Annotated in this window: 16 protein-coding genes; 8 read left to right on the top strand and 8 right to left on the bottom strand. The window is 41.9% G+C overall.

Annotated features, from left to right (window positions below):
- Positions 1 to 270: 270 nt before the first annotated feature.
- On the bottom strand, positions 271 to 942 hold the full coding sequence (locus ACS8FB_RS10225; protein ID WP_439262679.1) for a GntR family transcriptional regulator: 672 nt from the start codon (positions 940 to 942) through the stop codon (positions 271 to 273).
- 230 nt (positions 943 to 1,172) lie between these two features.
- On the opposite strand from ACS8FB_RS10225, the gene ACS8FB_RS10220 reads away from it, so the two are divergent.
- The 4 genes from ACS8FB_RS10220 to ACS8FB_RS10205 all read left to right on the top strand — a co-directional run bounded on the left by ACS8FB_RS10220 (position 1,173) and on the right by ACS8FB_RS10205 (position 5,385).
- Positions 1,173 to 1,871, top strand: a complete 699-nt coding sequence (locus ACS8FB_RS10220; RefSeq protein WP_439262678.1) for an aspartate/glutamate racemase family protein — start codon at positions 1,173 to 1,175, stop codon at positions 1,869 to 1,871.
- Positions 1,872 to 1,932: 61 nt separating this feature from the next.
- A complete protein-coding gene (locus ACS8FB_RS10215; RefSeq protein ID WP_439262676.1) occupies positions 1,933 to 3,291 on the top strand; it encodes an NCS1 family transporter in 1,359 nt (452 codons plus the stop codon).
- Between the two features lie 214 nt (positions 3,292 to 3,505).
- Positions 3,506 to 4,621, top strand: a complete 1,116-nt coding sequence (ald, locus tag ACS8FB_RS10210) for an alanine dehydrogenase (protein WP_439262674.1) — start codon at positions 3,506 to 3,508, stop codon at positions 4,619 to 4,621.
- Between the two features lie 170 nt (positions 4,622 to 4,791).
- Positions 4,792 to 5,385 carry a glutathione S-transferase family protein gene (locus ACS8FB_RS10205; protein WP_439262672.1) on the top strand — a complete coding sequence of 198 codons (594 nt, stop codon included), beginning with the start codon at positions 4,792 to 4,794 and terminating at the stop codon, positions 5,383 to 5,385.
- Between the two features lie 89 nt (positions 5,386 to 5,474).
- Here the strand turns inward: ACS8FB_RS10205 and ACS8FB_RS10200 are convergent, their stop codons facing one another.
- Together ACS8FB_RS10200 and ACS8FB_RS10195 are read right to left on the bottom strand one after the other, a co-directional pair.
- Positions 5,475 to 6,026 carry a protein disulfide oxidoreductase gene (locus ACS8FB_RS10200; protein ID WP_439262670.1) on the bottom strand — a complete coding sequence of 184 codons (552 nt, stop codon included), beginning with the start codon at positions 6,024 to 6,026 and terminating at the stop codon, positions 5,475 to 5,477.
- Positions 6,027 to 6,197: 171 nt separating this feature from the next.
- Positions 6,198 to 7,838, bottom strand: coding sequence for a carbon-nitrogen hydrolase family protein (locus ACS8FB_RS10195; RefSeq protein ID WP_439262668.1), 1,641 nt, complete (start codon positions 7,836 to 7,838; stop codon positions 6,198 to 6,200).
- Between the two features lie 370 nt (positions 7,839 to 8,208).
- Here ACS8FB_RS10195 and ACS8FB_RS10190 point away from each other — a divergent pair, with 370 nt between their 5' ends.
- Positions 8,209 to 8,838, top strand: a complete 630-nt coding sequence (locus tag ACS8FB_RS10190) for a BLUF domain-containing protein (protein WP_439262667.1) — start codon at positions 8,209 to 8,211, stop codon at positions 8,836 to 8,838.
- A gap of 134 nt (positions 8,839 to 8,972) precedes the next feature.
- Here the strand turns inward: ACS8FB_RS10190 and ACS8FB_RS10185 are convergent, their stop codons facing one another.
- Positions 8,973 to 10,415: an FAD-binding oxidoreductase gene (locus ACS8FB_RS10185; protein ID WP_439262665.1), complete on the bottom strand. Its 1,443-nt coding sequence runs from the start codon at positions 10,413 to 10,415 to the stop codon at positions 8,973 to 8,975.
- Between the two features lie 342 nt (positions 10,416 to 10,757).
- Between ACS8FB_RS10185 and serA the strand changes: the two genes are divergently transcribed.
- Both serA and uraH read left to right on the top strand, forming a co-directional pair.
- Positions 10,758 to 11,984, top strand: coding sequence for a phosphoglycerate dehydrogenase (gene serA, locus ACS8FB_RS10180; RefSeq protein WP_439262663.1), 1,227 nt, complete (start codon positions 10,758 to 10,760; stop codon positions 11,982 to 11,984).
- Positions 11,985 to 12,262: 278 nt separating this feature from the next.
- Complete coding sequence (gene uraH / locus ACS8FB_RS10175) at positions 12,263 to 12,688, top strand: hydroxyisourate hydrolase (protein WP_439262661.1); 426 nt, start codon at positions 12,263 to 12,265, stop codon at positions 12,686 to 12,688.
- A gap of 73 nt (positions 12,689 to 12,761) precedes the next feature.
- Here the strand turns inward: uraH and trhO are convergent, their stop codons facing one another.
- Complete coding sequence (gene trhO, locus ACS8FB_RS10170; RefSeq protein WP_439262660.1) at positions 12,762 to 13,820, bottom strand: oxygen-dependent tRNA uridine(34) hydroxylase TrhO; 1,059 nt, start codon at positions 13,818 to 13,820, stop codon at positions 12,762 to 12,764.
- Between the two features lie 245 nt (positions 13,821 to 14,065).
- Between trhO and ACS8FB_RS10165 the strand changes: the two genes are divergently transcribed.
- The gene (locus ACS8FB_RS10165) at positions 14,066 to 14,686 is read left to right on the top strand and encodes a peroxidase-related enzyme (protein WP_439262658.1); all 621 of its coding nucleotides are present in this window, start codon (positions 14,066 to 14,068) and stop codon (positions 14,684 to 14,686) included.
- Positions 14,687 to 14,799: 113 nt separating this feature from the next.
- Here the strand turns inward: ACS8FB_RS10165 and ACS8FB_RS10160 are convergent, their stop codons facing one another.
- The 3 genes from ACS8FB_RS10160 to metX all read right to left on the bottom strand — a co-directional run bounded on the left by ACS8FB_RS10160 (position 14,800) and on the right by metX (position 17,699).
- The gene (locus ACS8FB_RS10160; RefSeq protein ID WP_439262657.1) at positions 14,800 to 15,381 is read right to left on the bottom strand and encodes a tetratricopeptide repeat protein; all 582 of its coding nucleotides are present in this window, start codon (positions 15,379 to 15,381) and stop codon (positions 14,800 to 14,802) included.
- A 387-nt stretch (positions 15,382 to 15,768) separates the two neighbouring features.
- The gene (metW, locus tag ACS8FB_RS10155) at positions 15,769 to 16,386 is read right to left on the bottom strand and encodes a methionine biosynthesis protein MetW (RefSeq protein WP_299218054.1); all 618 of its coding nucleotides are present in this window, start codon (positions 16,384 to 16,386) and stop codon (positions 15,769 to 15,771) included.
- A complete protein-coding gene (gene metX / locus ACS8FB_RS10150; RefSeq protein WP_439262908.1) occupies positions 16,383 to 17,699 on the bottom strand; it encodes a homoserine O-acetyltransferase MetX in 1,317 nt (438 codons plus the stop codon). The genes metW and metX overlap by 4 nt, the downstream gene beginning before the upstream one ends.
- Between the last annotated feature and the right edge of the window lie 342 nt (positions 17,700 to 18,041).

Raw genomic sequence — 18,041 nt, 5'->3', positions numbered from 1 at the left:
GACTAAAAATAGGGGCTATCATGCATGGGGCTAACCGACAACATCAGGCGATTACTAGGACAAAAATGGTGTGAAGGCTTGAGTTATAGTTAAGTATCTTGCCATGACAATAGGCTAAAAGGTTAAATTTTGGTGTAGCTTACAACAGGATGCCAGTATAGACCGCGCAGTCAGCAAACTGTTGTATGCATAAAGGAAAAGGTTTGGCACAAGAGACGGAGAATACCTGCAATATTATCATTTGGCTGTATCACAGGCTTTTTTATTCCTTCAAACAGGTATGATGGTTAAATGCTCTGCTAAATTGAAAAAAGGCTTTGTAGAAGTTTTAAAATCAAGTCCAGCCTCTAAATGATTTAAGTGCTGGTCAATCAATAGCAACAGGCGTTCTTCATCTTTATCTTCAATAGCTTGAACTATCTCAAGATGCTCATCTTCAGCACAGTGGGATGAGCCAGCCATGTTGTACAAGCCGATAATTAAGGTGGTACGTAACGTCAGCTCGCTCAAAAACCGCTCTAAAACTTGATTATCAGCGATCATCGCCAAACGCATGTGAAACGTACGTGATAAGCGCAGCTCAGCAGGCTTGTCTCCAGTTGCACGTGCTTTGGCTTCAGTAGCTATGATAGCACGCATATCAACAATATCATCTGGCGTAATATTTTCGATCACTTTACGTGCCAGCATACGTTCAATCATTCGACGCGCTTCAAAGACATCACCAGCTTCTTTGGGCGAGGGCGTTGAGATAAAGGCTCCTCGATTGGGCTGCAATTGCACCACATGCATCGTAGCAAGCGTAGAAAGTGCTCGCCTGACATTGGCTCTATTACAGTCAAACAAATCGCTTAGTACCTGTTCACCCAGCTTTGTTCCAGCAGGCAGCCGCTGCTCTGATACTGCCGCAGTGATTGAGTTAATAATCGTTTGCTCTGGCATCTCATCGATCCTAGAAGCTGTTTTTTCGGTTTTTATAACATTCATAGGCGCAATTATAGTGTGCTGCTGTTAGCTCTACAACAAATATTATAATTTTTTGATTGTTTTGTTAACAAAAATAGTTAACAATGTTTGTTAACAACTATTATTATATACAAGCGGACAATAAAACACGAAAGCCAATAATGAAAAATGAAACCAATAGCAAAACTTACAGATAGGGAGTCGCTATGAAAATCTTAGTTATGAACCCAAACTCTACAACGTCTATGACAGACAAAATCGTAGAAAGCGCGCGTCAAAAAGTCAGCGTCGGCACGACCATTATTGGTGCTTCTGGTACAGATGCACCGGCTTCTATTCAAGGGCATCACGACGAAGCGATGTCTGTCCCTGGTTTAATCAGACGTTTGCAACAAGCAGAAGCAGAAGGCATCGATGGCGTAGTGGTTGCCTGTTTTGATGATCCAGGCATCGGCGCTTGCCGCGAAGTCTTTTCAGGACCAGTACTGGGAATTTGTGAAGCAGCGGTTAAGGCGGCAAGTATGATTTCGACATCGTTCAGTGTCGTAACCACTTTGCCGCGTTCAGTACCTGTTATTGAAGATCTTATCCATGGTTATGGCTTATCACATCGCTGCCGCCGTGTACGCTCGGCTGCCATACCAGTACTTGCGCTTGAAGAGCCAGGCTCTGGCGCACGTGAAAAGGTTCGTGATGAGATCTTACGTGCAGTGCGTGAAGACAATTGTGAGGCCGTAGTTTTGGGATGTGCTGGTATGGCAGATCTGACAGAATGGCTGACAAAAGAGACTGGCGTTCCTGTTATTGATGGTGTCACTGTTGCTACGCGCATGGTTGAGGCTTTGATTGGCTGCGGTCTTAAAACCAGTAAGGTTGGTGCTTATGCTGCACCGATTGAGAATTAAATTAACCAAGATGAATTAATCCACGATTAACCAACAAACTTTCTCAAGGAAGGGGAACGTAATGGAAAATGCGAAAGTTGCCGTCGCTGCGGCAGGAGTACAAACCCTCGATAATAAGGCAATCGGGGAGGAGAGTCTGGCACCGCAAACCACGCGTATTATGGGCTCATGGTCTTATTTATTTGCATGGTTGGGGGGATGTGTATCAATTGGCACATTCACCGTTGGTTCAGGACTTGTGGGTACGTTAAACCTGCTACAGGTAGTATTGGCTATCGCAATTGGTTGTACCGTTATTGGTGCTGCGCTCATGATTAATGGTCGAGCAGGCCACAAATACGGCATACCGTTCATGGTACAAACCCGCTCTGCCTTTGGCTTTTCAGGTAGCCGTATTCCGGCACTGGTACGTTCGGTGCCAGCGATTGTCTGGTTTGGTTTTCAAAGCTGGATCGGCGCTGGTGCCCTAAACTTAGTATCCGACACTTTGTTTGGCTATAGCAACATTGTCGTATTCTTCGTAGGCTTTCAATTTTTACAAATTGGTTTATCCGTTCTTGGGTTTCATGGTATTAAATGGCTTGAAAACATCGGTTCGATTTTTATTATCGGTTCACTCGCTTATATGTTTTTTAGTGTTATTAACAAGTACGGTGATACGATTTCGACTAACCTTGTCAATGTCGAGGGCACATGGGGTACACCATTTTGGGGTGCCACGATGTTGTTTTTAGGGGTCTATAGCACAATGATGCTCAACGTATCTGATTACTCGCGCGAGCTACGCGAAAATGTTGGGCTATTTCGTCAAGTTGTCATCTATGCTAACTCAATTTTGCCTGCCACGCTATTTATGGGTTTAATCGGTGTCATGGTCACTAGTGCGACTGGTGAAGTTGATCCTATTCAAGTGTTTTCTAGCGCTGTCGATAACAAGCCTTTATTGGTTATCACCATGCTTTTCATCGCTTTTGCGCAAGTTACGACCAATATCTTAAACAACGTTATCCCACCTGCGTATGCTTTAATGGATATCTTTAATCTTAAGTATAAAACAGCAGCTGTTATTGTGGGTTTGCTAGCTTTCTGTACCTTCCCTTGGGAGCTGGTAAAAGACGAGTCTGCCGCAGGTTTGAATCTATTTATTCAAACTTATTCGGCATTCTTAGGTCCGTTATTTGCAATCTTGGTAGTAGACTTCTATTTCTTGCGTAAACAAAAACTTGATATCGATAAGCTCTATGACAAAGACGGCCCTTATAAAGGTGTGAATATGGCCGCAGTCATCGCCATGGTTACCGGTATCGTAGTCGCGTTGATGTTCTCTAGCATCTCTTGGTATGCAAGCTTGATTCCAGCAGGAGCTATCTATTGGATATTGATGCTTAAGATGCCAGCTGCACAGCGCTTTATGTCGTAGTCAATGCGATTGATGTACTCAGTCTTTTTGCATAAATCGTTAAACAGCCCCTATAGTAGAGAGCTCTACTATAGGGGCTGTTGCGTTGGACAGTGAGTTCCTGCATGATAACCTTTATGGTTCATTGTTGGGCTGTATTTATAACACTGACCCTGTACCACTTATTTTCTATAGTTAAATACACCACTCTACTGTCATCAAGGAAGATGAAATTATGAAAATAGGAATTCCAAAAGAGGTGAAAAATAACGAAAATCGGGTTGGCTTAACGCCAAATGGAGTCAGTGTCCTAGTCGATGATGGTCACGATGTGCTCGTTGAAAAGGATGCTGGCATAGGCTCACAGTTTACTGACGATGATTATAAAGAAGCGGGCGCGACCATCGTTAGTGATGCGGCAACAGCATGGGACGTAGAATTGGTCATCAAAGTAAAAGAGCCGCAAGCAGATGAACATCGATATCTCACCCAAGACTTAATCCTATTTACCTACCTGCATTTAGCAAATGAGCCTGAGCTTGCCAAAGTATTAATCGACAACAAAGTGACCGCGATTGCTTATGAGACAGTCCAGCTAATGGATAATTCATTGCCACTACTCACACCGATGAGTGAGATTGCTGGACGCATGAGTACACAAATTGGTGCGCAGTTTTTGCAAACTTTTTATGGTGGTAAAGGGGTGTTACTTGGCGGAGTCCCTGGCATTCAAAAGGGCAGAGTGACTATTATCGGTGGCGGAGTATCTGGTACGGAAGCTGCCAAAATTGCCGTTGGGCTACGTGCTGATGTTACTATTTTAGACTTAGATCCTCAGCGGTTGAAAGAGCTGTCCGAGATGTTCGGTAATAACGTACAAACTTTAGTATCTAATAAGGTCAATATCGCAAAGAGTGTCAAAAACAGTGATTTGGTTATTGGTGCCGTATTGATTCCAGGCGCAGCGACACCCAAACTGGTGACTAAGGAGATGATCGAATCTATGGACGATGGCGGTGTCATCATCGATATTGCAGTCGATCAAGGCGGGGTCTTTGAAACCACAGATCGTATCACCACTCATGATAGTCCCACATACATAAAGCACGGTATCGTCCACTATGCGGTGGCAAACATTCCTGGCGCTGTTCCACGTACTTCTACCATGGCATTGTCTAACGTCACCTTAACATACATACAAACACTTGCTAACAAAGGCTATCAGAAGGCCTGTCTTGATGATGCAGCATTGGCAAAAGGCGTCAATACCATGCAAGGCTATATGACTTATGAAGCTGTTGCTAAGGCACTAGACTATGAGTACAAAGCGCTGGATGAGCTGATTGGTTAATTTTTTAAGAACATGGTGACTGTTGTACTCATTATGAGCCGCACTGCAATATAAAAAATCAGTGATTTTAATAATGTTTTCAGTGATTTAAATTGACGTCAAATATTCGTTATTATATGGTGGATGATAGAGACTAATCAATGACACCAACCAGTAAAAGGATAATAGACATGGAGCTTTACGATTTAGAGGTATCAGGGAATTGCTACAAGATTCGGCTGTTCTTAGCATTGATAAAACAACCTTATACGCTGCATTCAGTAGATTTTTTGGGGGGTGAGCACAAGAACGAGACGTCTATTGAACGAAATGCGTTTGGTGAAGTGCCAGTGTTGATTGATGGTGATTTGACTCTCAGAGATTCGCAAGCCATTTTGGTTTATCTTGCTAGAAAGTTCGATAGAACAGACTGGTATCCAACAACGCCTGCTGAGGAGGCCAAAGTTGTTCAGTGGTTAATGGTCGCTGAGAGTGAGATTGCAAGAGGCCCTAACGATGCACGGCTGCATGATAAGTTTGGTTACGAGCTTGATATTGATATAGCTCGGAATAAGTCAGCTCGTGTTCTAGATATTTTAAACAAACATCTATCAGACCGTGATTGGTTAGAGCTTGACCGGCCAACATTAGCAGATTTAGCGTGCTTTCCTTATGTGGCACTTAGCGAGGAAGGCGGCGTATCATTGAAGCCTTATCCAGCAATAACAGACTGGATAGAGCGTATAAAAGCGTTACCAGATTTTGTCAGCATGCCTGGAATATAAGGCAGCACTTTTTATAAGAACAAACTATTTACGTAGGGCTACGGGTATAAATAAGTTAAGTCCTCATAAACAAATACAGGCAGCTTTGGTCAAAAGTTGGCGCTAAGCCACAACCTTAATTTAAGGGACCAAAGCGGCTGAATGCCTGTCAACCCTTGCGTCATCTCGCCATCTTTTAAGACCACATAAGAGGGCGTTACTTGTCCTTGCCACTCGGCAAAAATATTGCCGTCTTGGTCATTAACCGTTGTAAAACTATAATCATGCTCATTAAGGTAGCTGTCAAGTTCTTGATCAGAACCTGACTTAATTGCGACAGTGACTACCGGATAGTCATTAGACGCTGCAAGTTTGTCTATCGTTGGCGAAGTCACACTACAAATCGGACACCATGTACCCCAGAAATATACCAGCGTTGACTTATCTGCACTCATAGCAGCCAAATCAACGGGTTGGCCTTGATAGTCCGTCAATTGTAGCTGTGGGTTGGCTGGCATGACTGGCTGTCGCCACCAGTTAATCGCAGTATAGATGACCAAAAAGACAAAACCATATAATAGTACGGTTTTGAGTACGGATAACAACCTCTGTTTTGGGGTCTTTTTAGGTTTTATTTTGGTCTTTTCAACATCTGTAATCATAGTGTCTGCTTATTGCATATTTACTTAAATAGAGGGCTTGAACAACAGGCTTTTAAAAAATTTTTAGACAAAAATAAACGGCTGTATAGTCAGCCGTATTATTTAAATAATGATGTTTAAAGTAGCAATTTATCAATATATACAGTGGTTTGTTGACGCTACTGAATGGCATTAGTGAGACTTTTTCGCACGTCCTTGCAATGCATCGCCCAATAATACGCTACCAGAATTTTCATGACGTTCGTCGTCGCTCAGTTTACTGGCAGAAACTTTCGATTTTCTCTTCCATTTTAAGCTAAATAAATCATCACGGCGATCGATTAAGTTGTGTACTGAACCTTCATTACGCACGTAAGTAAGCTTATCCAAGTTCAAATCAGAAAAGAACACCATCTCTGTATTTGGAGTGGTCTCTGCCATAATCGCATCGTGAGGGAACGCAAAATCTGAAGGCGAAAAGATGGACGACTGAGCATACTGTATATCTAGACTTTCAACTTGTGGCAAATTACCAACTGAGCCGCAAATCATAACGTAACATTCGTTTTCGATTGCACGCGCTTGAGCGCAATGACGTACCCTTAGGTATCCGTTTTGGGTATCTGTCCAAAACGGTACGAACAAGATATCCATATCATCAAGCGCCATCAAGCGGGCAAGTTCAGGAAATTCAATATCGTAACAGACTAGGATACCGATACGGCCAGCGTCGGTGTCAAATACTTTGACCTCATCGCCACCTTCAATAACCCAAGCACTGCGCTCATGTGGCGTGATATGGATTTTGCGCTGTTCTTCAACAGTGCCATCACGGCGACATAAATAGCTGACATTATATAAAGTGTCATTTTCATCGAGCAATGGCATCGACCCACTAATGACATTGACGTTATAACTGACGGCTAAATGCGAGATCTCGTTTCTAAACCATTCGGTGTAACCGGCCAAAAACCGGATAGCGATGTTTTGATCTGTTGATTCGCATAATCCCATCAATGGCGCATTAAAGAACTCAGGCAAGCAAGCAAAATCAGAGTTGTAATCTGCCATTATATCGACGAAGAACTCAACTTGTTGTAACAGCTCTTCTGGTGACTCAACTTCACGCATCTGCCACTGAATACCGCCAATACGCACTTCAGATTTGCGCGTATTGGGCTTGTAGTCTTTGGGCTCATAATAAATATTGGCCCACTCAAGTAAGGTTGCAAAACCTTTAGATTGCTTATCATCTGGTAGATAAGCAGTCAAAATACGCTTGACGATAAAGCCGTTAGACAGCTGAAACGATAACGCTGGATCATGAATCTCACGTGATTCAACAGCATCAATATATTCGCCAGGGGTGAGGTCTTGATGGTCGTGGTATTTTGGAATACGACCACCCGCCAAAATGGCACGAAAGTTGAGCTGACGGCACAGCTCTTTACGAGCATCATATAACCGACGACCCAAACGATAACCGCGATACTCAGGATCGATTAATGCATCTAAACCATAGATAGCGTCGCCTTCAGGATTGTCTTTGATGATTTCTTTTTGTCCGATCAAATCATCATAAGTATGCGGGTTAGAAAATTTGGCATAATCAACACGCATAGATAGTACGATACCGATCAACTGATCATGATCAAATAACGCAATCTGCCCTTCTGGAAAAGCATCAATCAAGGTATGTATCGTGGTTTTTGACCATGCGCCGCCTAAATTTGCATAGACGCGATCCATTAACGCTTTTAATTGGGCGTAATCTTTTTTCTTAATTTCGGCAATCGTTAAATGAAAGTCGTCTAATTTTTCAATTTTGCTCATAATATTCCTGTTTTGGATATTTGGGATGTCAGATAATAATTTTTATAGATGAATAAGGCTTTAGAGTATTGATAATACTGAATTTTTGTGTAACAAAACTCATAAAAATATACCTATTGCTTCGTTTAATCGTTACAATATTTAATTGTCGTATTTACAACGAGTTGTTATAGCCACAGTGATTATTTGGTATGCTTTTTTGCGGTAGCATGTTCCCTAAGGGGTGTCATTTTATCAACTAAGATAACTAATGACAGTCTGGCATGGTAAATATTTACTACGTTTTTGTGAATTGTATGATTCGGCTCATTTAAATGTGAGTTTTGAATATTTTACTATCCATACAAAAGCGCTATTTTTAGGATTCTGCATGTCTTTGCAACAGGGTGATACAACTGATTTATTAGAGAATATAGAAGAGTCAGCACTTATTCAGCTGGTGTATGTGAGTAGCATCACTTTTAAAAGTCGCATAAATACTCTCATATTTGATGAAGTAGAAAAGCACGCACGCGATCACAATGAAGACCATGGCATCACTGGTATCTTATGTTATGGCAATGGTCAGTTTTTACAATGTATTGAAGGTAGCAAAAAAGAAGTACTCAGTTTACAAGCCCGTATTTTTGCAGACTTGCGGCATAAAAACGTTAAAGTCCTCTTAGTTCAAGCTATTGATAAACGTAGCTTTATGGATTGGCGTATGCGCTTATTGTTTTTGGAGCGCTGGCTATGGTCGCCCGCAACCAAACAACAAGCTGCGCTGTTAGCACCATATCTGCCTTTTAGTCCGCATGGTTGGTCTCCCAAGCGCACAGAGCAATTCTTACAAATTATCAGAAACTTTGTTACCCCGCCTCATATCAAAGCGGCGGGTATTACTTACAATGCATTGGGCAATATGGTTCAGCATATTGCAGCACCTCATCAAGCGTTTTTAGTTGTCCAAAGCTTCTTATGCATATTGGTCGTTGCAGCGTTATTACTCTTGTATTTGTAGACTGCCATATTTATAGACAGCCCAGCTAAAGTCCAGCTTATTAGTTATTCGTAGCGATTAAAAAAATAGTGATGGAGCAGTGACGAATGGTACCTAGCGTCACTGTCTTGTCATACCAACTAAAAAACGTGTCGCTACATATCGAAAATCTTACCCCGATTCATAATATTGTTTGGATCGAACACTTTTTTGATCTGTCTTAAGTAGTCAATCTCAATCTCGCTGCGACTATAGTGAAGATAAGGTTTTTTGGTCATGCCGACCCCATGTTCAGCAGATACCGAACCACCATATTTTTGTACGGTCTCAAACACATATTTATTAACAATCTGACATTCATTAAAGAAGTCATCTTTGGTCATATTCTCAGGTTTGAGGATATTGAGATGCAAATTGCCATCGCCAATATGACCGAACCAACACACTTCAAAGTCAGGATAATTGCTGCTGACAATATGATCAATCTCAGCGATAAAATCAGGTACATGACTGATTAATACCGATACATCATTTTTATATGGTGTGAATACGGAAATGGTCTCAGAGATATACTCACGTAGTTTCCAGAGCTCCTCGGCTTGCGCTAGACTCTGACTCATGACGCCATCAACGACCCAGCCCTGTTCCATGCAATGCTCAAATATTGCCATGGCTTTATCCATAATAGGCTCATAAGGCGCTTCAAACTCAAGCAGCGTATAAAACTTGGTGCGCGACTCAAACGGCTCTTGGACCTGACCATGCGCCATTAATTTATCGACTGCCACATCATCAAAAAACTCAAAGGCAGTTAGATCAATCTTCGCTTGAAAAGCAGACAACACATTCATCACATCGTTAAAGCTGTCCATGCCAAGTACCATGACGTTCAACTCTTGTGGCAGACGCTCAAGTTTGATCTGTGCATGAGTGACTAAGCCTAGCGTACCTTCACTACCGATAAACAGCTGGCGCAAATCATAGCCAGTGGCGTTTTTGACCATACCACGGTTCAATTGTAAGATATCGCCTTTACCTGTGACCACGGTCAAACCCATAATCCATTGACGGGTCATACCGTAACGAATAACCTTGATACCGCCAGCATTGGTGCCGATATTACCACCCATTTGACTAGAGCCTGCTGAAGCAAAGTCAACGGGATAGTACAAATCTTTGGACTCCGCGAATTGCTGTAGCTGCTGAGTTATCACGCCTGCTTCGATTTCGACCAAACGATCAGCAGGGTAGAATTGTCCGATATGATTCATTTTATCCATACTAACGACAATCTCGCCATTGGCAGCGACCGCGCCAGCCGATAAACCCGTACGACCGCCACTAGGTGTTAGCACTATGTTGTACTCATTAGCAAGTAGCACTATAGCTTGTACTTGTTCCGTCGTTTTTGGAAAGACAATAGCCGTGGGCGCGGGCGCAAAATGCTTGGTCCAGTCTTTGCCCCAATGCTCTAAGCTTTCGCTATCGGTTTTAATTTGTGTATTATCGAAATTGTGCTCATTTACCAAGGTATCAAAGATGATCTCGAGCTTATTAGTATCGGTAACAGTTGTAGTCTGAGGTGCAAATGGCGTCATGATTGAGTCTCTGTATAAACATTAGCGCTACACCTAACGGCTTCTCTTAACCAAAAAATTTTAACTAAAGTTAGGGCTAGCGAGTAGCTGCTTTAGATAAATCAGTTAGGACGAGATAGGTAATATTATGAACGCTTAAAGGCTGTAAATAGTGAATAAAGCAGTTTAAACAATGTTTAGATAACAAAGCTCACTATAGCATAAAAAGTTTTCAGGCTTGATAAGCAATAATTCATCTAATCTGCTAACATCACCGTTAAATTTTGTGTAAGATAACCGGACTGTTTTCGTTTCATCTAGCATAGATTATTTTTAATAAGGCAACCATAGGACAGTCCTCACATGGCATTATCATTACAAAAAGACAAAATCCGGTTTTTATTACTTGAAGGCTTGCACGAGAACGCCTTAAAGATTTTAGACAATGCTGGTTATAAAAATATCGAGTATCTTAGTCACGCCCTAGATCAAGATGAGCTGATTGAGAAAATAAAAGACGCGCATTTCATTGGTATTCGTTCGCGCACGCAGCTGACTCGTGAAGTCCTTGAGCACGCGGACAAGCTTATCGGTATTGGTTGCTTTTGTATCGGCACCAACCAAGTCGACCTTGAAGCGGCTCGCGAGCTAGGTATTCCAGTCTTTAACGCGCCATACTCTAACACTCGTTCGGTTGCAGAGTTGGTATTAGCAGAAGCGATTATGCTATATCGCGGTATTCCTGAAAAGAATGCCACTGTTCATCGCGGCGGCTGGGGCAAATCTGCTACCAATTCACATGAAGTACGTGGCAAAACGATCGGTATCGTCGGTTACGGCTCTATCGGCTCACAGCTATCTGTATTGGCCGAAAGCTTCGGTATGAAAGTTATCTATCATGACGTGGTTACTAAATTACCGTTAGGCAACGCTCATCAAGTAGGCAGCTTAAATGAGCTACTGTCTACTGCTGATATTGTGACTTTGCATGTGCCGGATGAGCCAAGCACGCGTTATATGATGAAAGCAGAGCAATTTGCACAGATGAAGGAAGGCAGTTACTTTATCAATGCGGCACGCGGAACTTGCGTTGAGATTGATGATCTGGCTGCAGTACTTGAATCAGGTAAAGTCTTGGGTGCTGCCATTGACGTATTCCCAAAAGAGCCAAAGTCTGCTGATGAAGAGTTTGAGTCGCCACTACGTAAATTTGACAATGTTATTTTGACTCCGCATATTGGTGGTTCCACACAAGAAGCACAGGCCAATATTGGTTTAGAAGTAGCTGAGAAGTTTGTTAAATATTCTGATCAAGGTGATACCATCACAGCTGTGAATTTCCCAGAGGTATCTATTCCTTATAAAGAAGGCACGCATCGTTTGCTGCATATTCACAAAAACGTACCAGGTGTACTGTCGCAAATTAACCGTCTATTTGCAGAAGCGCACATTAACATCTTAGCGCAAAGCCTAATGACTGAAGGCGATGTCGGTTACTTGATGATGGATGTTGATTATAATGATTCTAGTGCAGCGCTTGATCAGCTAAAAGATGTAGAAGAAACAATTCGCGTGCGGATTTTGTTTTAACATTAGAACCTTTTAAATATAAGTTTTTACAAGAATTAACCAGCATTATAAAAAGTAGCAGATAACTTTTAAAGTTGTTTGCTATTTTTTTTGTCTTTTTGGTGGGTTTAATGTTGGTGAAACTACATCCGTCATACACGCTAGCGTATAAGTTAACCTTTTCTTTGTTGTAGGGATTGACTGATAATTTATACTGTATAACCGAGTTAGCAATTGAACTCAATTTTGAGTTAGTACAGCTCATTGTTTAATCTTAAACAATAACAGCAAGGATTTTTATGAAAATGAACATAATAAAAGCAGCTGCACTAGGTGGCGTATTAGCCATGACAGCAACTGCTGGACAAGCAGCTAGTCAAGATGATTACCAATTATCAAGTCACATACTTGATATCAGCACTGGCAAGCCTGCGCCAAACGTTAATGTAAAATTGATGACGCAAAATGATGGTAAGTGGAAAGTGCTCAGTGAGCAAAAAACGGATAATAATGGTCGTATTGGTAATTTCTTGCCTAACGCAGGTAATGCTGATCATAAAGGGACGTATAAACTGCTTTTTGAAACTAAACCTTACTTTATGAACCAAGGTTTAGAGACTTTCTATCCTTATGTTGAAGTCAATTTTAATATTGAAGACAATAACCATTATCATGTGCCAATCACGCTATCGGCCTATGGTTACAGCACTTATCGTGGTAGCTAATAAAAATACTAACAATAAAAAAAGAGGCCAACTGAGCCTCTTTTTTTTGTTATGAGCTTTACTGACAGAGCATTTAACCTAACTTGTCTGAATCAGTAGAGTCTGACGAAAGACGCGCTTCAGTCTTAGCCACTTTACGTTTTTCAATCACCTCAATGACATCACTACCAATATGGGCTTCACCGCGTTGTTTCGCTAACTGCATCTGATGCTCACGCTCACGAAAACGCGCTCTTTGCTCATCGGTCGCTTTATCAATACAGTGCGGACATGACTCACCTTTGATATAGGCGATGCTTTGCATATCATCTTGAGTAATAGGCATACGGCAAGCAAAGCATTGCTCATATTCGCCTTTTTCTAGGTTGTGATTGACTGAGACGCGGTTGTCAAAGACAAAGCAGTCACCCTTCCACATAGAATCGCTGGCGGGTACTTCTTCAAGATATTTCAAAATACCACCTTCTAGATGATAGACCTCTTCAAACCCTTGCTCACGCATATAGGCGGTGGATTTTTCGCAGCGAATACCGCCAGTACAAAACATCGCCACTTTTTTGTGTTTGGCTGGGTCGAGCTCTTTCGCTACGTATTCCGGAAACTCTCGAAAAGTCTCAGTGTTTGGATTGATTGCATTTTGAAAAGTACCGATTTGTACTTCATAGTCGTTACGGGTATCGATAAGGATGACATCAGGGTCCGAGATCAACTCATTCCATTCACTTGGTTTTACATAGCGTCCAACTGACTGTAATGGATCGATATTTTCTACGCCCATCGTAACGATCTCTTTTTTTAGCTTGACCTTGGTGCGGTAAAAAGGCTGCGTATTGGTATAAGACTCTTTAAAAGTAAAAGTGCCGATTGCTTCGAGACTACGCAGATAGTCTAGGACAGTATCGATACCTTGGCGGCTGCCAGAAATCGTACCGTTAATGCCTTCACCTGCAAGCAATAGTGTGCCTTTGACGTCGTTGTTAAGCATGGTATTTAGAATTGGCTCACGGTGTTGCTCAAAGTCATCAAAACGTGTGAACTTATAAAGAGCAGCTACGACGATATTGTTAGTCACGCTATCGTAGGCGGGCGCTGACTTATTATTGTCTGTAGTGGTGTCTTGAGTGGTACTCATGTGTTTCTCCTGCTGGCTAGGTCGCAAACCTAGTGCAATAAGGTAAATTTAAATTGTGATGGTATAACACTAGCAAGATTGTGGAATTGGCTAGTGCGGGCGTAGTGTAGCAAATTTGACGCGTATTTTGAACGTTTTATAAAGCTAAGTGTTATAAATTAAGAGAGCTTTTACCTACTTATTACTAAGCTATAGAGGTAGACTACTTAGATACAGCTATCACATAATGTCAATGGAGATGACACATGAGTAATCTTTCTATCAATTCTACTATTAATTCTTCCGCAAACATGCCTATCAGTCGCTATCCAGTACCATCATTGGAGAGCCTGCCTACTGATATTTTAGAACGCATTCTAGCGGTGCAAGAAAAAGCCAAATTTATTCCCAATGTGTTTTTAGTGTTAGCGTACCGCCCAGCAGAGTTCAGAGCTTTTTTTGCCTATTACGATGCGATTATGGAGCGAGAAGGTAGTACGCTAAGCCCAGCTGAAAAAGAGATGATCGTGGCTGCGACGAGTGCCGCCAATGGCTGCCAATATTGTGTCATCGCTCACGGTGCGTTACTGCGTGTGTTTTCTAAAGAACCACTACTGGCAGATCAAATAGCAATCAACTATTTACATGCACCCATCAGCCCTAAACAAAAAGCCATGCTGGCGTTTTCAGTCAAGCTCTGTCGTACACCAGAGCTCATCCAAGATTCGGATTATGCAGCACTCAAAGAGCATGGCTATGATGACGAGGATATTTTAGATATCACGGGTATTACCGCGTTTTTTGGTTTATCTAATAGAATGGCAATTGTAATGAACATGCAGTCCAATGAAGAGTTTTATACAATGGCTCGTATGCCGAGGAAGTAGAAGCTATCTAATTTACTTAATTATTTATCGTTAGGTAGACACAAAAAATCCAGCTTAAAGGCTGGATTTTTTATTATCAACTTTTTATCTGTTGAAGTTAATTATCTTATAGCTTATTTGCTTTGGAACCAACGATCCGCTTGGTTACGAGCGCTTGCAATATCTGAGCTTGATAGGTTTAATGCTAATTGACCGATTTTACCACGTGCTTTATTACGTACTTTTTCGTCTAGCATGCCATCACGAGCAGCGAGGTCATACCATTTATATGCATCGACTAGATTTTTTTGCTTCTCATCTAGCAGTGCAAGCGTATAGCTGGCACGATTGTCGCCACGCATCGCGGCTTTCTCTAACCATACACGAGCCTGTTGTAAGTTTGGCTTCACGCCTTCACCGCGCAAATACATGATAGCTAAGTTTAACTGAGCAGGAGCAACCCCTTGCTGAGCCGCTTTAGTGTACCACTGAATTGCCTGCTGGGTATTTTGAGCAATACCTTCACCCTTTTGCAAGCGCTTGGCCAGATAAAACTGGGCATGATCGCTACCTTGAGCGGCACGGTTAGACAGCTCGCTAACAGGCATCAGCTCAAAACGCGACGTATCAAGTGGTACGTTTGAGATTAGCTCAGCGTTGGCCAATCCGGCACAAGAGAACAAAGCAGTAAACAAGGCGGCTTTTAATAATTTCATAGCAGCTCCAAAATTAGGCAGTTGATAAGCAATGGATAAAGTTTATCGCCAACACTTATGTTATAAGGCAACACTATCGCAGATTCTATTTTGCAGTATGAACTTACCTAGTTGTTAGCAAGGTGATATCAACTATGAATATAATCTTTATCATTTACGCTAAATCAACAGATAAGCAGTTGTAATGAGGGTGTCATCGACACTATTTTGCTAGCTTACCACCCGAAGTTACGAAACTCAAATACTAATTACTCATTTTAACGTCGTTTTGAGCATTATAGAATGTAACAAAATCATACGGTTATTAAGCTGTAAGAATGAATATACAGAATATAATACTTATTTAGCTACTAATAAACTTAATCACAGTCCTTTAATATAATAAATTCAAATAGACTTTTGTTTGGTTACTCGGTAAATGGCAACATCTGCTAGAAGATTAGGTGCCTGTCTTATTAGAGTTGACATTAAAGGGGAGGGACCTTTATCTGAGTCACTAACAGCAAAACGGCTAAGAATATGAATATCATGTTTGGCACACAATTGCTCAAAATCTTTGAACGTGCATAGATGAATGTTTGGTGTATCGTACCATTCATAAGGTAGGGCTTCTGAAACTGGCATTAAACCTTTGAACCCCAAATGAATACGGTTTTGCCAATGGGCAAAGTTGGGGAAGGTAATCACAGCTTCACGTGCGACCCGTAGCATGTCAAGTAATAGTACATCAGGGGCTTTGACCGCCTGTAACGCTCGTGCCATAACAACAGTGTCAAAACTGTTATCAGCGAAACGAGCCAGCCCATCATTTAAGTCTTGTTCGATAATGGACAAACCTTTACTGATAGCATCGTTAATCTTATCTTCGTCAATCTCAAGTCCGTAGCCAGTAACGCTACGTTTTTTTTGTAAATGAGCAAGTAGATCGCCATTACCACAGCCCAAATCTAATACATGTGAGTGGGGCGAAATCCAGCGCTCAGCCAACTGATGATCCATTCTCATAAGCGCTCTCCTTTGGTTATCGAGTTGCTCGTTATAAACGGTGCAGTTAAGAAGCCTTTGACTGCGCCCATGTAACGTGGGATATCAAATAAAAACGAATCATGACCGTGCGGCGCATCAACATCAATATAACTGACTGGTTTGCCAGTGGCCATGAGTGCATTCACAATTTCTTGTGAGCGCTCGGGAGCAAAGCGCCAGTCGGTAGTAAACGATACGACCAAGTACTGACATTTGGTATGGGCAAATGCTGATTTGAGTGCAGTCAGTTCTTGGTGATTGCCACTTTCGCTATCATCTTGAGACACAAGATTGTCCTCAAGTGTGCTTTTAGGGGTGTTGATTGATGCAGCAATTGAGTCTTCAAGTTGCACTGCTGCTGCCGAATCTAGCGATTGTGTTGATGGATAGTCGCGCGTTGGATCAAAATAATCTAACGCTTTGGTCATAAGTAAATAGGTGTTGGCATCGAAATTTTTACTAAAGCGTTCGCCTTGATAGCGCAAGTAGCTCTCGACCTGAAACTCGACATCATAGCCATACATAAATTTGCCTGATTTTAGATCTCGGCCAAATTTGGCTTTCATGGCATCTTCAGTCAGATAAGTAATATGACCCACCATTCGTGCAAGGATAAGCCCGCGACGAGGATAGGTGCCTGCTTGTATATAACGGCCGTCGTTAAAATCAGGGTCAGAGAGGATGGACTGACGAGCGACTTCATTAAAAGCAATATTTTGCGCAGATAGCTTTGGTGTACTAGCAATAACGACGCAGCGTTTTAGTCTGTCTGGATAATCAACTGACCATTGTAGCGCCTGCATCCCGCCCATAGAACCACCGACGATAGCGTGCCAAACATTGATGCCTAAGCGGTCAGAGAGCATTGCTTGAGTTTTTACCCAGTCTTTGATAGTGATTAGTGGAAAGTCAGGGCCATAGACTTGTGGCTCACTGCCATCGGCTTGATCAAGGGTATCAGGGTTGATGGTCGTTGGGCCCGTGGAGCCAAAACAGCTACCGATGTTATTGACACACACCACAAAAAACTGGTTGGTATCAATGGCTTTATTAGGGCCAATCATATTGTCCCACCAGCCCGATTTTTTGTCGTCAACACTATAATAGCCCGCTGCATGGTGACTGCCTGATAGGGCATGACAAATCAAAATGGCATTTGATTTATCCTTATTAAGTGTGCCATAGGTCTCGACCATTAAGTCAAAAGACGGCAGGGTACGATTGCATTCTAAAGTAAGCGGTTCGGCAAAATGGAATTTTTCGGGTGTGACGATTCCTACTGAGCCAACCATGTCGACTGAGCGATTCGAATCGAATGTATCTTTTGGAAGTTGGTCACTGGTACTATCAGGGCGTGCGTTCAAAGCTACCTCGCAAGACAACGATCATCAATAAAAAAAAGACAAGATGAAGACTATTTTTCTATACTGTTTTTAAAATGAGCTTGCCTATTGTATGGCGATGCGCGTAGGAGTACAACCTCCATGCGCCGTCTTTATTTGACGCGCGTAGCAAATTGTATAAAGGCCGCCTTTGCTATGCGTTTTTTTACGATAAAATGCTACACTAATCAGATATTAAATAAATATCGTCTTAACAATCCTCCTTTATTACTTATGAATAACATACAGCCT

It is taken from the genome of Psychrobacter sp. 1U1, assembly GCF_051847535.1.
Lineage (GTDB): Bacteria > Pseudomonadota > Gammaproteobacteria > Pseudomonadales > Moraxellaceae > Psychrobacter > Psychrobacter saeujeotis.
This window is presented reverse-complemented; position numbering and strand designations above follow the sequence as displayed.

Coding starts and splice junctions, on each gene's coding strand:
- ACS8FB_RS10185 (WP_439262665.1), bottom strand. CDS start 10,415: ATGACGCCATTTGCACCTCAGACTACAACTGTTACCGATACTAATAAG.
- ACS8FB_RS10165 (WP_439262658.1), top strand. CDS start 14,066: ATGAGTAATCTTTCTATCAATTCTACTATTAATTCTTCCGCAAACATG.
- ACS8FB_RS10225 (WP_439262679.1), bottom strand. CDS start 942: ATGCCAGAGCAAACGATTATTAACTCAATCACTGCGGCAGTATCAGAG.
- ACS8FB_RS10200 (WP_439262670.1), bottom strand. CDS start 6,026: ATGATTACAGATGTTGAAAAGACCAAAATAAAACCTAAAAAGACCCCA.
- trhO (WP_439262660.1), bottom strand. CDS start 13,820: ATGAGTACCACTCAAGACACCACTACAGACAATAATAAGTCAGCGCCC.
- metW (WP_299218054.1), bottom strand. CDS start 16,386: ATGAGAATGGATCATCAGTTGGCTGAGCGCTGGATTTCGCCCCACTCA.
- ald (WP_439262674.1), top strand. CDS start 3,506: ATGAAAATAGGAATTCCAAAAGAGGTGAAAAATAACGAAAATCGGGTT.
- serA (WP_439262663.1), top strand. CDS start 10,758: ATGGCATTATCATTACAAAAAGACAAAATCCGGTTTTTATTACTTGAA.
- ACS8FB_RS10160 (WP_439262657.1), bottom strand. CDS start 15,381: ATGAAATTATTAAAAGCCGCCTTGTTTACTGCTTTGTTCTCTTGTGCC.
- ACS8FB_RS10215 (WP_439262676.1), top strand. CDS start 1,933: ATGGAAAATGCGAAAGTTGCCGTCGCTGCGGCAGGAGTACAAACCCTC.
- ACS8FB_RS10190 (WP_439262667.1), top strand. CDS start 8,209: ATGTCTTTGCAACAGGGTGATACAACTGATTTATTAGAGAATATAGAA.
- ACS8FB_RS10195 (WP_439262668.1), bottom strand. CDS start 7,838: ATGAGCAAAATTGAAAAATTAGACGACTTTCATTTAACGATTGCCGAA.
- ACS8FB_RS10205 (WP_439262672.1), top strand. CDS start 4,792: ATGGAGCTTTACGATTTAGAGGTATCAGGGAATTGCTACAAGATTCGG.
- metX (WP_439262908.1), bottom strand. CDS start 17,699: ATGGTTGGCTCAGTAGGAATCGTCACACCCGAAAAATTCCATTTTGCC.
- uraH (WP_439262661.1), top strand. CDS start 12,263: ATGAAAATGAACATAATAAAAGCAGCTGCACTAGGTGGCGTATTAGCC.
- ACS8FB_RS10220 (WP_439262678.1), top strand. CDS start 1,173: ATGAAAATCTTAGTTATGAACCCAAACTCTACAACGTCTATGACAGAC.